Source organism: Thioclava pacifica DSM 10166 (assembly GCF_000714535.1).
Lineage (GTDB): Bacteria > Pseudomonadota > Alphaproteobacteria > Rhodobacterales > Rhodobacteraceae > Thioclava > Thioclava pacifica.
Window position 1 is genome coordinate 61,776 of the sequence record NZ_AUND01000023.1, and the last position, 13,656, is coordinate 75,431.

Consider the following 13,656-nt stretch of genomic DNA (forward strand, 5'->3'; position numbering starts at 1 on the left):
TTGCGCCTCACCCCCGAGATATTTCCGTCAAGAAGAAGGGATCAGCTTTCGAGCCCGATCAGGCGAGGCACCTCGGCCATATCAGTGAAAAGTTCTGCCCCTTCTGCCTCGAGGCGTGGGTTTGCACCTTGCGGAGCATAGCCCAGGCAGCGCATCCCGGCGGCTTTCGCGGCGCGCGCGCCGGTCGGGCTGTCCTCGATCACCACGCAGGCGCGCGGATCGGCGCCGAGCGCGGATGCGGCATGCAGGTAGAGATCGGGTTTCGGCTTGGGCATGTTCAGGTCCTGTCCCGAGAACAGCAGCCCGTCGAGCCGGGCGCGGATCGCGGGATGCTGGCCGAGAGTCGCCTCCATTTTCGCCTGTCGCCCGTTCGAGCCGACCGCGAAGGGGATCCCTTCCGCATCGAGGCGGGCCAGCAATTCCGGGATGCCGGGCATCAGGTCGGTACCTGCCCGCAGTCTTGCATAAAGTGCCTCGTAATAGGTATCGACCCAGGTTTCAGGCAGGTCTGCACCGTGCGCGCGGCCCCAGCTTGCGACATGTTCGATGGTCGAGCCGATGAAGGCTTCTTTCAGCTCGGAGATCGATTTTTCGACCCCATGGCGGGCGAACTCTTCCTGGATCAGGAGGAAGGTCGCGGGTTCGCTGTCGACGAGCACGCCATCGCAATCGAAGAGAATGGCTTGCGGGATCATTCGGGCATCCGGGCGAGGGTGACAAGCGTGTCGCCGTAGCGCCGCTGGTCGAGTTGAAGCAGGGGTTGGGCGAGGATCGGCGGGGTGTTTTCCTCCCAGACGATGGTCGCGCCCGGGGCGAACCAGCCGCCTTCGAGGCAGGAGGCAACGGCGCGTTCGCCCAGCCCCATCCCATAGGGCGGATCGAGAAAGATCAGGTCGTAACCGGGGCCGCGATTGGGACCCATATTGGTCGCGTCCCGGCGCCAGACATCGGTCACGCCCATCGCGCGCATCGCCTCGATATTGCGGCGCAGCAGCGCGCGGGCTGCGGTGCCATCATCGACAAAGGCCACGCGGGACGCCCCGCGGGAGAGCGCCTCAAGACCAAGTGCGCCGGTACCTGCGAAGAGGTCGAGCACGCGCGCACCGGGCACGGGATTGCCATGGCTGCCATTGATCAGAAGATTGAAGATGCTCTCGCGCACGCGATCCGTGGTCGGGCGCAGATGCGCCGCCGCATCGCCTTCTCCAACATCAGCCAGTTTCAACCCGCGTCGTTCGCCTCCGATGATCCTCATTTCATCAGCGCCTTCAATTCGGCCGTCGTCTCGACTTGCTCGGGGGTAACGGGTTTCGCGGCTTCGATCAGGCGCTTGCCGACCATATAGGCGCGCGCATCGTTGATCGCGTCGACGGCGATCAGGCGACCGCCGCGGAAATACCAGAAGCTCGCGCCATCATCGTGGCGGGTGATGACCCGGTCGTAGCCGGTGTTGAGCCCGGCGATCTGGAGCTTGGCGTCGAACTGGTCCGACCAGAACCACGGTTTTGGCACGTAATCCTTGCCAGCGCCGAGCATGTTCGCGGCGACCAGCTCGCCCATGTCGATCGCGTTGCCCACGGATTCGAGACGCACTCGTCCCTCCGCTCCGGGGAAAGAGGCGCAATCCCCTGCCGCCCAGACATGGGCGATCGAGGTTTGTCCGCGCAGGTCCACGGCGATGCCGTTCTCGCACTGGATACCGGCCGCGCGGGCGATCTCGTCATCGGGGGTGACGCCGATGCCGACGATCACGAAATCGGCGGGGAGGGTACGGCCATCGGCCAGTTCCACGCCTGTGACATCGGTCTCGCCGGTGAGCTTCGCAAGCCCGATGCCTTCGAGGATTTCGACGTCGTGCTCTTGGTGCAGGGTGCGGATCGCATCGGCGGTCTGTGCGCAGGCGACGCGACCGAGGATCCGCGGGGCGGCCTCGACAAGCGTGACTTCGAGGCCGAGTTTGCGCGCCACCGCGGCAGCCTCCAGCCCGATATAGCCGCCGCCCACGACGACCAGCCGCTTGCCGGCATGAAACATCGGTTGCATCGCATCGACATCAGCGAGGTTGCGCACGGTGAAGACATTGCCCAGATCGCCGCCGATCGCGGCGGGCAGACGGCGCGGTGTGGCGCCGGTGCAGAGCGCAAGTTCGGTATAGTCGAGGGTCTCGCCACTCGAGAGAGTCACGCGCTGCGCATCGGTGTCGATCGCGGTGGCGCAGGTGCCGAGTTGCAAGGCGATGTTATTCTCTGCCCACCAGTCCGGAGCACGCAGCGTCAGCCGCTCGACGCCCATATCGCCCAGCAGATAGGCCTTCGAGAGCGGTGGGCGCTGATAGGGCGGGAGCGGCTCTGAACCGATCACGGTGATCGGCCCCTCATGGCCCAAGGCACGCAGTTTCGCGGCCATCGAGGCTGCCGCCTGACCCGCTCCGACGATCACGATCCCGCTCATCTCATTCTCCACTGGCCCGTTTCGCGCCCGACCCTATATCGTTGCGCGGAACAAACGCAACGCGACAACATCGGAGCCTTCCATGACCATAACGACTGGCGACACTCTTCCCGGCGCGACTTTCCTCGTGATGGGTGCAGAGGGGCCGCAACCCGTGAGCCTCGGCGAGAAGATGAAGGACCGCACGGTCGTGATCTTCGCGGTTCCGGCCGCGTTCAGCGGAACCTGCTCGACGGCTCATGTGCCGAGCTTCATGCGCACCAAGGACCAGTTCACCGAGAAAGGCGTTGACGAGATCATCTGCATTTCGGTGAACGATCCCTTCGTGATGAAGGTCTGGGGCGAGATGACCGGCGCGACCGAAGCGGGCATCACGATGCTGGCCGACGCGGAGGGCGCCTTCACGCAGGCGATCGGTATGGATTTCACCGCACCTGCCGTGGGGCTCATCAACCGCTCGCGCCGCTACGCGATGCTTGTCGAGAATGGTGTGGTGAAGATCCTGCATGTCGAGGAAAGCCCCGGCACTTGCGAGGCCTCGGCAGGCGAAGGTCTGCTGGCCGAGATCTGAGCCACGGCTTCGCGATAACGAAAACGCCCGGACGATGCGCCGGGCGTTTTGCGTTCAGTCTTCATCCTCGGGGGTCTCGACAAGCCGCATGAGCGGGCGGCCGATATCGCGATCAACCTCGGCGACGCCATCGGCCAGAGCATCGAGTGCGCCTGCGAGTTCGATATCGAGCACGCTTACTCCGCCGCAATCATGCGTCGTCAGCGTGATCTCGACCTTGTTGTAGACATTGCGCCAATCGGGATGGTGATCCATCTTCTCGGCGCTCAGCGCGGCCTGGCTCATGAAGCCCCATGCGGCGGAGAAATTTTTGAACAGGAGGCGCTTGATCAGCGCGTCCTGACCCTCCGCCGCGCGCCAGCCGGTATCTTCCAACCCGCTCAGCAGCGCCTTGCGTTCGTCCGTATCGAGTTTCGACGTCATCGCCAGCTCCTCTTCGGCTCATGCTTTGCGCAGCCTCGCAGCGAAGCGCGGCCAGTTCAAGCCGCGCCGCTCTCCGCCGTCGCTGCCTTGGTCTCGATCTTGGGCACCTGGACCACTTCGAGCGTGCGAGTGGGGAAGGGGATGCCGATGCCGTTCGCGTCGAACTCTTCCTTGATCTTCCGGGTGTAATCCGCCTGCAAGGCCCAGAAATCCGACGCATTGGCCCAGACGCGGAAGGTGAAATCGACCGAGCTGTCGCCCAGGGCCTTCACCCGGATCGTCGGTGCGGGGTCATTCAGCGCGCGCTCATCCGAGAGCGAGATGCGCTCCAGTACCTCCTGCGTTTTCTTCAGATCGGCGTCATAGGCAACCCCGATCGTCAGATCCATCATTCGGGTCGGATTGGCCGAGTAGTTGATGATCGACTTCGACCAGATATCGCCATTGGGCACGATGATCTGGATGCCGTCATAGGTCTTGAGCACGGTGTAGAAGAGCTGGATCTCGGTCACCGTGCCACTCTCGGATCCGGCCGCGATGAAATCGCCCTGCCGGAACGGGCGGAAGAGAATGATCATCACGCCCGCGGCGAGGTTCGACAGCGTGCCTTGCAGCGCGAGACCGATGGCCAGACCGGCAGCACCGACGAGCGCTGCCAGCGAAGTGGTCTGGATGCCGAAACGGTTGAGGATGAAGATCACCCCGATCGCGAGGATCAGGTATTTGACCATGTTCCCGAGGAAGCCGAAGAGCGTGTCGTCGAGCCGTGCATAGCGGTTCGAGAGCGCCACGATCCGCCGCTTCGCCCAGGCCGAGATCGCCATCGCGACCAGCAAGATCACCAGCGCTGCCACCACGTTCACCGCGACCATGATCGCGGCGTCGATCCGATCCTGTGTCAGCCAGCTGCTGACTTGGGTCAGGTCCTCAAGATTCATTCGTCTCTCCTGTCATATGTCTTCTGACAAACGCCGGCTCAGCGTTCGGGTTCCTTCGGGGCCCGGAAAGGGCCCATCTCGGTGAGGATCTCGATATCCTCATCAACGGCGGCGCGTTCAGCCTCAAGATAATCCGCGACGGCACGGCGCAGGCCGGGATGGGCGATCCAATGTGCGGAATGGGTGGGGACGGGCAGATAACCACGCGCAAGCTTGTGTTCGCCCTGTGCACCCGCCTCGACGCGGGACAGGCCGTGCGCGATCGCGAAATCGACGGCCTGATGGTAGCAAAGTTCGAAATGCAGGAAGGGTTGATCCTCGATACAGCCCCAATAGCGGCCGAACAGCGCCTCGCGCCCGATCAGGTTCAGCGCCCCTGCGATTGGGCGCGGTCCGTTCATCGCGAGCACAAGCAGTACATCCTCGCGCATCTCGTGCAAGCGGTCGAAGAAATCGCGCGTCAGGTAGGGCCGGCCCCATTTCCGGCTGCCGGTGTCCTGATAGAAGGACCAGAACGCGTCCCAATGCTCGGGGCGGATGTCGTCGCCAGTAAGTTGCACGATCTCGCCGCCGAAGGCCTGTGCACGCTGACGTTCCTTGCGCAGGGCCTTGCGCTTGCGGGAGCTGAGCTCGCCGAGGAAGTCGTCGAAACTGGCGTAATCGCGATTGATCCAGTGGAATTGCTGACCGATCCGGTGCAGCCAGCCCGCATCCTCTGCCAGCTCCGCCTCGTCCTCGGTGCAGAAGGTGATGTGAATGGAGGAAACCCCCGCACCCTCGGCGATCTGCGCCATCCCCGCCAGCAGCGCGCGCCTGCCCGCCTCTTCCAGACCCGGCAGCGTCAGAAGCCGCCGCCCCGCGACAGGGGTGAAGGGAACAGCGCATTGCAGCTTCGGATAATAACGCCCGCCTGCGCGCTCATAGGCATCGGCCCACCCATGATCGAAGACATATTCGCCCTGGCTGTGGGATTTGACATAGAGCGGGGCAACGGCAATCACTTGCCCGCCCATCCGTGCGACGACATGGCGCGCATCCCAGCCCGTGCCCGGACCGACGGAGCCCGAGGCCTCGAGCGCGGCAAGAAACCGATGGGTGGTGAAAGGATCGAAAGCCCGCTGCCCATCCCCGGTTTCGGGGCAGGCACAGGCGTTCCAATCGCTTTCATCTATTTCGGAAATATCCGAATGAAGCGTGATTTCAACGCTTTGATCCATGGTCCCCCGGGGGAGGTTGCGAGGCCTTTGCGCTGAATCTGGGCTCTTCGGCCCCTCGGTCAAGCGGGGAGCGCCGAAAGATAGCCCTCGAAGGTCACGTTATCGGCCACCTGCCGCGCCAGCGCCTCCTCATCAACCGAGCGGATCGTCCAGCATAGAACCGGGACGCCCAAGCCTTTCAACTCGGCCACGCGCGCCGCTGTCAGGTCTTTCGCCTCATGCGAGATGAAGGCCGCACCGATGCGCTCGAAATCGGGGATCGGTCGCAGTTCGTCACCGCGCGCGACCGGCAGAAAGGCCCAATCGTTCTGCTCATAGGCCGAGGTGGTCAGCCCGACCGGCACGCCCGGTGCAAGCCGCGCGAAAGCATCGACCGCATGGGGGTTGAAGGACATCACCGCGACTGGCCCTTTGTAGTCGCGCAGCAAATGGGCGGTCGCTTCCTCGAGCGGGCCGACATTGAGACCGAGCGCGCCGTCTTGATCCTTCAGCTCGATCAGCATCGGCACCTGGCCGCCGACAATCTTCAGCACTTCGGCCAGGGTCGGAATGCCCTCGTCGCCCCCCTTGAGCTGGATGGCGCCCAACTCAGCGGCGCTGCGCTCGCGCACGAGGCCAGTCTCACCGGTAAGACGGTCCAGCTTGTAGTCGTGAAAGACCATTGGCACGCCGTCCGATGAGATCTGAAGATCGATCTCGATTCCGTATCCCGCAGCCATCGCGGCCCGGATCGCGGCGCGGCTGTTCTCGGGCCGACCGAGCGCAAGGTCATGCAGCGCCCGATGCGCGATCGGGAGCCGCAGGAAATCGGGATGCAGCGACATCACTCGACCTCGAAAATCGCCTCGATCTCGACCGAGACGCCAAGCGGCAGGGAGGCGGCGGAAACCGCGGAGCGGGCGTGACGTCCAGCCTCGCCGAAGACCTCGACCATCAGGTCCGAGCAGCCGTTGACCACCTTGGGCTGGTCGGTGAAATCGACGGTCGAATTGACGAAGCCCACGAGTTTCACCACGCGCTTGATCTTGTCGAGATCGCCGAGCGCCGCCTTCGCCTGTGCGATCAGCGCGAGCCCGCAGAACCGCGCGGCCATTGCGCCCTCGGCCACGTCCATGCTCTCGCCGAGCTTGCCGAGGATCAGCCCTTCGGGACCGTTCGAGATCTGGCCCGACACGAAAAGCTGGTTTCCGGTGCGCACGAAGGGCACGTAATTTGCCGCGGGCATCGGCGCCTCGGGCAAGGTGATTCCGAGTTCTGCCAGACGGGCTTCGATTTTTGCCATGAGGGCCTCCATCAGTTTCGCGCGGAGGCTAGGCCCGCGCCGCGGCCCTCGCAAGCGGAATCCTGATCGCCGTCGGCAGCATCGTCGCTGCGATTTCCCCGCGTGACGGCCCGCAAAGCCCATGCTAGGCAGGGCCATGAACAAAGCCGCCCCCATTCCCTCGCGCCAGCAGATCCTCGACTGGCTCAACGACAACCCCGACCAGACGGCCAAGCGTGACATCGCGCGGGCCTTCGGTGTGAAGGGGCAGGCGAAGATCGAACTCAAGCGGATCCTGCGCGAGATGGAGGCCGAAGGGCTCATCGAGAAACGCCGCCGCCAGTTCCGCGACCCGAACACGCTGCCGCCGGTAACCGTGCTGCGGATGCTGCGCGAAGACAGTCAGGGCGACCAATGGGCCGAGCCCGCGGAATGGACGGGCGAGGGGGCAGCGCCGGTCGTGCTCTATGTGCGCCGCGAGGGCGATCCGGCGCTGGCGCAGGGCGACCGCATCCTCGGGCGTCTCACGCCGGTCGAAGATGAAAGCTATGACTACGAGGCGCGGCTGATCCGCAAGATCGGCACCGCCTCGCACCGCATTGTCGGCATCTTCCGCAAGACCGCCGAGGGCGGGCGGATCATGCCGATCGACAAAGGTTCTGAGAGCGAGTGGCAGGTGCCCGCCGGTGTGACCGAAGGTGCCAAGGATGGCGAACTGGTCGAGGCCGAGCAGACCGGTCCGCGTGGGCGTATGGGACTGCCGCGGGCGCGGGTTCTCGAAGTGCTGGGCGATCCCTCGGCGCCCAAGGCGGTGTCGCTCATCGCGATCCACCAGCACGGCATTCCCGATGATTTTCCCGACGAGGTCGTGGCCGAGGCCGACGCCGCCGAGCCCGCGCCCCTCGGGGATCGCGAAGACCTGCGCAAGCTGCCTTTCGTCACCATCGACCCCGCCGACGCGCGTGACCGGGACGATGCGGTGCTCGTCGAGCGCGACGACGATCCGAAGAACGAGAACGGCTTCCTGATCTGGGTCGCGATCGCGGATGTGGCGCATTACGTGACGCCGGGGTCTGCGCTTGATCGCGAGGCGCGCAAGCGGGGCAATTCCACCTATTTCCCCGACCGGGTCGTACCGATGCTGCCCGATCGGCTGTCGGGCGATCTGTGTTCGCTGCATGAAAATGTCGATCGTGCGGTGCTCGCGGTTCGGATGAAGATCGACGAACATGGCCGCAAGCTGAGCCACCGTTTCACCCGTGGCATGATCCGTTCGGTCGGCTCGCTCGAATATGCGCAGGTTCAGGATGCCCGCGACGGCAACCCGGACGAGAAGACCGAAGGCATGGTCGAGGAGATCATCGACCCGATCTACGAGGCCTATGAGGCGCTCAAACGTGCCCGCGCGCTGCGTCAGCCGCTGGAGCTCGACCTGCCCGAGCGGCAGATCGTGATCGGAGATGATGGTCACGTCGCGTCGATCCGGTTCAAGACGCGGCTCGACGCCCACAAGCTGATCGAGGAATTCATGGTGCTGGCCAATGTCGCCGCCGCCGAGGAACTCGAAAAGCTGCGCCGCCCGCTGCTTTACCGCGTCCACGAGGAGCCCAGTCTCGAAAAGATCGAGGCGTTGCGAGAAGTGGCGCAGGCCTCGGGCTTCAACCTTGCCAAGGGACAGGTGCTCAAGACCGCGCATCTCAACAACCTGCTCAGCCAGTCCGAGGGGTCCGAGTTCGACGAGCTGATCAACATCACCACGCTGCGCTCGATGACGCAGGCCTATTACGCGCCGACGAATTACGGCCATTTCGGCCTCGCGCTGCGGTCCTATGCGCATTTCACCTCGCCGATCCGGCGCTATTCCGACCTGATCGTGCACCGCGCGTTGATCCTCGGCCATGGCTGGGGCAAGGACGGGCTGAGCCAGTGGGATATCGACAATCTCGAGGAGACCGCGCAGCAGATCTCCGACACCGAGCGCCGTTCGATGGCCGCAGAGCGCGACACGACGGACCGTTATCTGGCGGCCTACCTGTCGGATCGGGTGGGCAGCGAATTCGCCGGGCGCATCTCGGGGGTACAGAAATTCGGCGCCTTCGTGAGGCTCGACGAGACCGGTGCGGACGGACTGATCCCGATCCGCGAGATCGGGCGCGAGTTCTTCCATTTCGACCGTGAGGCACAGGAGCTGGTGGGCTCGGAGACCGGCATGACCATCACCATCGGCCAGCGCGTCCGGGTGCGTCTGGCTGAGGCCGTTCCGATCACCGGCGGGCTGATGCTGGAGCTGCTGGAGGTCGAGGGGCAGGGGATGCCCTCGGGCAACGGCAAGCGCCGCAAGGGGCGCCGTCCGGGTACGCGCCCTCCGCGCAAGCCGGCGCGAGATGCGGCGAAGAAGAAGGCGATTGCGCGCAAGGTCAAACGCACCCGCAAGAAATAAGATCTACAGCATCCACTCGATCGGAAGACGCTGTGCGATCCAGAGCACGATGCGATGGGTCAGCGGAACGCCTGGTTCGCGTTTGAGCACCGGCTGACCGGGGCGCGACCAGCGCAGTTGTTGCGTGCGTGTCAGGCGCAGCCGCCAGGCGCGCTGCGGTATGAACTCGTGGAACGCATCGGAGATCTGCGCAGCGATCTCGGGGGCGGCGAGCACCAGCCCCAGCTCGGTATTGAGCCGCATCGAGCGCGGGTCGAAGTTGAACGAACCGATGAAGACACGGGCGCGATCCACCGCGAAGACCTTCGCATGCAGCTTGTTGCGCGAAAATGGCGAGGTGCCGCGAATATCCGAGCCCACGAACTCTCCCGGCCTCAGGCGCGTGGGGCGCTGCGCCTCGGCATCGGGGGCGTATTCATAAAGCTCGATCCCCGCGCGCAGCAGCCCCTTGCGGCGATGCGCATAGCCCGAATGCACCAACGGCACATCCGTCGCGGCATAGGAATTGGTGAGCACCCGGATCTTCGCGCCCGCTTTCGCGATCCGCCGCAGGTAGCGAACCCCGGCGCGCGTCGGAACGAGGTAGGGCGTGATCAGGACAAGCTCCTGCGTCGGCAAGCCGAGCGCTCGGACGAGATATTCCCAGAGCAGCTTACGACCTTTCAGGAGCCCGTGGACCTTCGAGGGGTGGTCGTAAAGCAGCTGCGCATCGGCGATGACGATTTGCGTCCCTTCGTCCAGGATCTCATTGCCGCGCTCGCGGCTGGAGATGGCCTCGGCATAGGCGCTGGCCTCGGGGGCGGACAGCCGCAACTCCTCGGCCTTCACGATGGCGCGGGCCTCCTCTTCTTCGCAGCGGCCCAGCATCAATTCGGCCGGGATCGCGGCCGGGGCGTTCCAGTAGAGATCGAACTGCTTTCCCACTTGCGGAAGCACCGGGCCCGCGACGGTGACATCCATGTCCATATAGAGCCCGGAGGAGGAGAGATCGTTGAAATAATCGTCGCCGATATTGCGCCCGCCGAGGATCGCGATGCGTCCGTCGGCGATCATCGCCTTGTTATGCATGCGCCTGTTGAGGCGGCGAAAATCCGACAGATAGCCAAGCACACGTGCGCGTCGGATCGGAAAAGGGTTGAAAAGCCGCACTTCGACATTCGGGAGCTGGTCGAGCGCCGCGAGCGTGCGGTCCATCCCTGCCGTGCCGTTGTCGTCGATCAGCAGCCGTACCTCTACGCCGCGCGCCGCTGCGGCACGCAGGGCGCCCAGCATCAGCGCCCCGGCGATATCGTTTTGCCAGATGTAATATTGCAGATCGAGCGAGACCTCCGCCGCCGCGACAAGTTCGAGCCGCGCCGCCAACGCATCCACCGGATCGGTAAGAACCTGAATCGCATTCTTTTCGCCCGCTTGCGTGAGCCGCGCGCTCAGGGCGCGCGCGATGCGCCCGGTCTCCGGGGCCACGCGAACCTCGCTGAAGGGAAACGGCCCGCGTGGAAGGCGGTGCGACAGCCGCGCCACCAAAAGCGTCAGGCCGAACAGCCCGATGAGTGCGGTCACGCCCGACAGCGTGAGGATATGGATCAGTGCAAGCTCCATGGCCCGCATCATGTAGCCGGATCATGGGTTTGGGGAAGTGGCTGTTTCGAATGAAAAAAGGGCCAGCGCGATGGCCGGCCCTTCCAATCTCGTTTTCGCGCCGGGTCAGCCGATCGCGACGGCTTTCACTTCGTCGTCGATATAGGGGACGTATTGCGCGAAATTGTCGGCGAACATCTGAACCAGCTTTTCCGCCTGCGCGTCATAGGCGGCGGCATCGGCCCAGGTGCGGCGCGGGTCGAGCAGCACGTCGGACACGCCGGGAACCGAAACCGGCACGTCGAAGCCGAAATTCGGGTCCTTGCGGAATTCCACGTCATGCAGCGAGCCGTCGAGCGCCGCGGTCAGCAGCGCGCGGGTGGCGCGGATCGGCATGCGCGAGCCGGTGCCGAAGGCCCCGCCGGTCCAGCCGGTGTTGACCAGCCAGCACGAGGCGTCATGCTCGTGGATCTTCTCTTGCAGCAGCTTGCCGTAAACCTCGGGGCGACGCGGCATGAAGGGCGCGCCGAAGCAGGTCGAGAAGGTCGGAAGCGGCTCGGTCACGCCCACCTCGGTGCCCGGGGTCTTCGAGGTGAAGCCCGAGAGGAAGTGATACATTGCCTGAGCCGGGGTCAGACGCGCGATCGGCGGCAGCACGCCATAAGCGTCGCAGGTCAGCATGATCACGTTCTTCGGGTGCCCGCCGAGCGAGGTTTCCGAGGCATTCGAGATGTAATGCAGCGGATAGGCGCAACGCATGTTGTCGGTCAGCGAGTTGTCCTCGAAATCGAGCTCCAGCGTCTCGGGATCGTGGACCATGTTCTCGACCACGGTGCCGAACATCGAGCAGGTCGCGTAGATTTCCGGCTCGGCCTCTTTCGAGAGGTTGATCGTCTTGGCGTAGCAGCCGCCCTCGAAGTTGAAGATGCCCTTTTCCGACCAGCCATGCTCGTCATCGCCGATCAGGATGCGCGAGGGATCGGCCGAAAGGGTGGTCTTGCCGGTGCCCGACAGGCCGAAGAAAACGGCGCTGTCATCGGGGTTGCCGATCGCGTGGTTGGCCGAGCAATGCATCGCCATGATGTCCTTGCCGGGCAGGAGGTAGTTGAGCAGCGTGAACACGCCCTTCTTGTTCTCGCCCGCATAAGCCGTGTTGCCGATGAGGATCAGCTTCTTGTCGAAGTTGAGCGCGATCACAGTCTCGGTCCGGCAGCCGTGGCGTTCGGGATCGGCCTTGAAGGACGGGCAGTTGATGATCGTCCATTCCGGCTCGAACGTGTCAAGCTCGCTGCGCTCGGGACGGCGCAGCATGGTGCGCAGGAACAGCCCGTGCCATGCAAGCTCGGCCACCAGACGCACGTCGAGGCGATGCTCGGGATCGGCGCCACCGTAGAGATCTTCGACGAAATAGTCCTTGCCCTGCATGTGGGCGAGCATGTCGGCATGCAGACGGTCGAACGCGTCAGCAGCCATCGGCTTGTTGTTTTCCCACCAGATGGTGTTTTCGACGGAAGGAGTGCGAACAACGAATTTGTCTTTCGGCGAGCGGCCAGTGTGCTGACCGGTGGTGCAATAAAAGGCGCCGCCTTTGCCCAGCACGCCTTCTCCACGCTTCAGGGCGTGCTCGATAAGTGCCGGCTCGATCAGGTTGTAGTAAACGTTGCCGAGACCAGTGATGCCTTGATCTTCGAGGCGTTTCGCCGGGTTCACACGTCCGATGCTCATCTCTCGCTCCCGATGCCGTCACGCGGCTTTATCTGGGTTCCTCCCGGCGCTTCGGGGCCTCGAAACGCCGATCCGAGCAACAAAGTTACCCGGATGGCCGCCCTATAGCATGACAATTTTGCGAAGGAACAGGAAGCAATGACGCAGTTAGCGCAACCATCGTCACGTTTAGCGCCACCAAGGCGGATTGTCGCGGAAAGGTGAGGCAAATTAGTCAAACCTTCGGGATTTTCGCATTGGATGATTCGCGAAAACAGTGTGATTCGCACGTTCTTGTTGATTTGGCGGTCCCGAAAGATGAATATGGCGGACAATAACAAACAAGAGCAGTAAAGGGATTTTCCGACATGTCGAGGATCGCGCTGGTTGATGACGACCGCAATATTCTGACCTCCGTATCGATGACTCTCGAGGCGGAAGGGTATGATGTCGAAACCTATAATGACGGTCAGGCGGCCTTCGACGCGTTCAACAAGCGTCTGCCCGACATGGCCGTTCTCGATATCAAGATGCCGCGGATGGACGGGATGGAGCTGCTTCAGAAGCTGCGCCAGAAAACCGCCATTCCGGTGATTTTCCTCACCTCGAAGGATGACGAGATCGACGAGGTTCTCGGCCTGCGCATGGGGGCAGACGATTACGTCAAGAAGCCGTTCAGCCAGCGTCTTCTGGTCGAACGCATTCGCGCTCTGCTGCGCCGTCAGGAGGCGATCTCGACCGGCGAGGTGGCGACCACCGAAGACACCAAAGTCATGGTGCGCGGTTCGCTCGAGATGGACCCGCTGCGTCACGCGGTGACCTGGAAGGGCAAGGACGTCACGCTGACCGTGACCGAGTTCCTGCTGCTTCAGGCGCTCGCCCAGCGGCCCGGTTTCGTGAAATCGCGCGATCAGCTGATGGACGTGGCCTATGACGATCAGGTCTATGTCGACGACCGCACGATCGACAGCCACATCAAGCGCCTGCGCAAGAAGATGCGCTCGGTGGACGACGATTTCTCGGCCATCGAGACGCTCTACGGCATCGGTTATCGCTACAACGAAGAGTGATCC

General features: G+C 63.7%; 13 protein-coding genes. 3 read left to right on the forward strand and 10 right to left on the reverse strand.

What is annotated here, in order from left to right; all coding sequences use genetic code 11:
• Window positions 1-41 precede the first annotated feature (41 nt).
• From TP2_RS09590 to TP2_RS09600, 3 genes are read right to left on the reverse strand one after another with little or no spacing between them, the layout of a single operon-like run.
• The gene (locus tag TP2_RS09590; protein WP_038076655.1) at window positions 42-695 is read right to left on the reverse strand and encodes an HAD family hydrolase; all 654 of its coding nucleotides are present in this window, start codon (window positions 693-695) and stop codon (window positions 42-44) included.
• Complete coding sequence (gene rsmD / locus TP2_RS09595) at window positions 692-1,255, reverse strand: 16S rRNA (guanine(966)-N(2))-methyltransferase RsmD (RefSeq protein WP_038076663.1); 564 nt, start codon at window positions 1,253-1,255, stop codon at window positions 692-694. The genes TP2_RS09590 and rsmD overlap by 4 nt, the downstream gene beginning before the upstream one ends.
• Window positions 1,252-2,451, reverse strand: coding sequence for an NAD(P)/FAD-dependent oxidoreductase (locus tag TP2_RS09600; RefSeq protein WP_038076665.1), 1,200 nt, complete (start codon window positions 2,449-2,451; stop codon window positions 1,252-1,254). Before TP2_RS09600 ends, rsmD begins: the two co-directional genes overlap by 4 nt.
• An 82-nt stretch (window positions 2,452-2,533) precedes the next feature.
• Between TP2_RS09600 and TP2_RS09605 the strand changes: the two genes are divergently transcribed.
• Window positions 2,534-3,022, forward strand: coding sequence for a peroxiredoxin (locus tag TP2_RS09605; RefSeq protein WP_038076668.1), 489 nt, complete (start codon window positions 2,534-2,536; stop codon window positions 3,020-3,022).
• A 54-nt stretch (window positions 3,023-3,076) separates the two neighbouring features.
• Here the strand turns inward: TP2_RS09605 and TP2_RS09610 are convergent, their stop codons facing one another.
• The 5 genes from TP2_RS09610 to TP2_RS09630 are packed head-to-tail and all read right to left on the reverse strand — an operon-like array spanning window position 3,077 to window position 6,882.
• Window positions 3,077-3,445: a 4a-hydroxytetrahydrobiopterin dehydratase gene (locus TP2_RS09610; RefSeq protein WP_084714133.1), complete on the reverse strand. Its 369-nt coding sequence runs from the start codon at window positions 3,443-3,445 to the stop codon at window positions 3,077-3,079.
• 56 nt (window positions 3,446-3,501) lie between these two features.
• Window positions 3,502-4,383 (reverse strand): mechanosensitive ion channel family protein, encoded by an 882-nt coding sequence (locus TP2_RS09615; RefSeq protein ID WP_051692433.1) that lies wholly within the window; start codon window positions 4,381-4,383, stop codon window positions 3,502-3,504.
• 38 nt (window positions 4,384-4,421) lie between these two features.
• Window positions 4,422-5,600, reverse strand: a complete 1,179-nt coding sequence (locus tag TP2_RS09620; protein WP_038076670.1) for a GNAT family N-acetyltransferase — start codon at window positions 5,598-5,600, stop codon at window positions 4,422-4,424.
• Window positions 5,601-5,659: 59 nt separating this feature from the next.
• Window positions 5,660-6,424 (reverse strand): glycerophosphodiester phosphodiesterase family protein, encoded by a 765-nt coding sequence (locus TP2_RS09625; RefSeq protein ID WP_038076672.1) that lies wholly within the window; start codon window positions 6,422-6,424, stop codon window positions 5,660-5,662.
• A complete protein-coding gene (locus TP2_RS09630; RefSeq protein ID WP_038077603.1) occupies window positions 6,424-6,882 on the reverse strand; it encodes a RidA family protein in 459 nt (152 codons plus the stop codon). The genes TP2_RS09625 and TP2_RS09630 overlap by 1 nt, the downstream gene beginning before the upstream one ends.
• Before the next feature lie 136 nt (window positions 6,883-7,018).
• Between TP2_RS09630 and rnr the strand changes: the two genes are divergently transcribed.
• Window positions 7,019-9,301 (forward strand): ribonuclease R, encoded by a 2,283-nt coding sequence (gene rnr / locus TP2_RS09635; RefSeq protein ID WP_038076674.1) that lies wholly within the window; start codon window positions 7,019-7,021, stop codon window positions 9,299-9,301.
• 3 nt (window positions 9,302-9,304) lie between these two features.
• On the opposite strand, the gene TP2_RS09640 is transcribed toward rnr, so the two are convergent.
• Window positions 9,305-10,900, reverse strand: coding sequence for a phospholipase D family protein (locus tag TP2_RS09640; RefSeq protein WP_051692435.1), 1,596 nt, complete (start codon window positions 10,898-10,900; stop codon window positions 9,305-9,307).
• A gap of 105 nt (window positions 10,901-11,005) precedes the next feature.
• Window positions 11,006-12,604, reverse strand: coding sequence for a phosphoenolpyruvate carboxykinase (locus tag TP2_RS09645; protein ID WP_038076677.1), 1,599 nt, complete (start codon window positions 12,602-12,604; stop codon window positions 11,006-11,008).
• Between the two features lie 347 nt (window positions 12,605-12,951).
• Here TP2_RS09645 and TP2_RS09650 point away from each other — a divergent pair, with 347 nt between their 5' ends.
• A complete protein-coding gene (locus TP2_RS09650) occupies window positions 12,952-13,653 on the forward strand; it encodes a response regulator transcription factor (RefSeq protein WP_038076683.1) in 702 nt (233 codons plus the stop codon).
• Window positions 13,654-13,656: the final 3 nt, after the last annotated feature.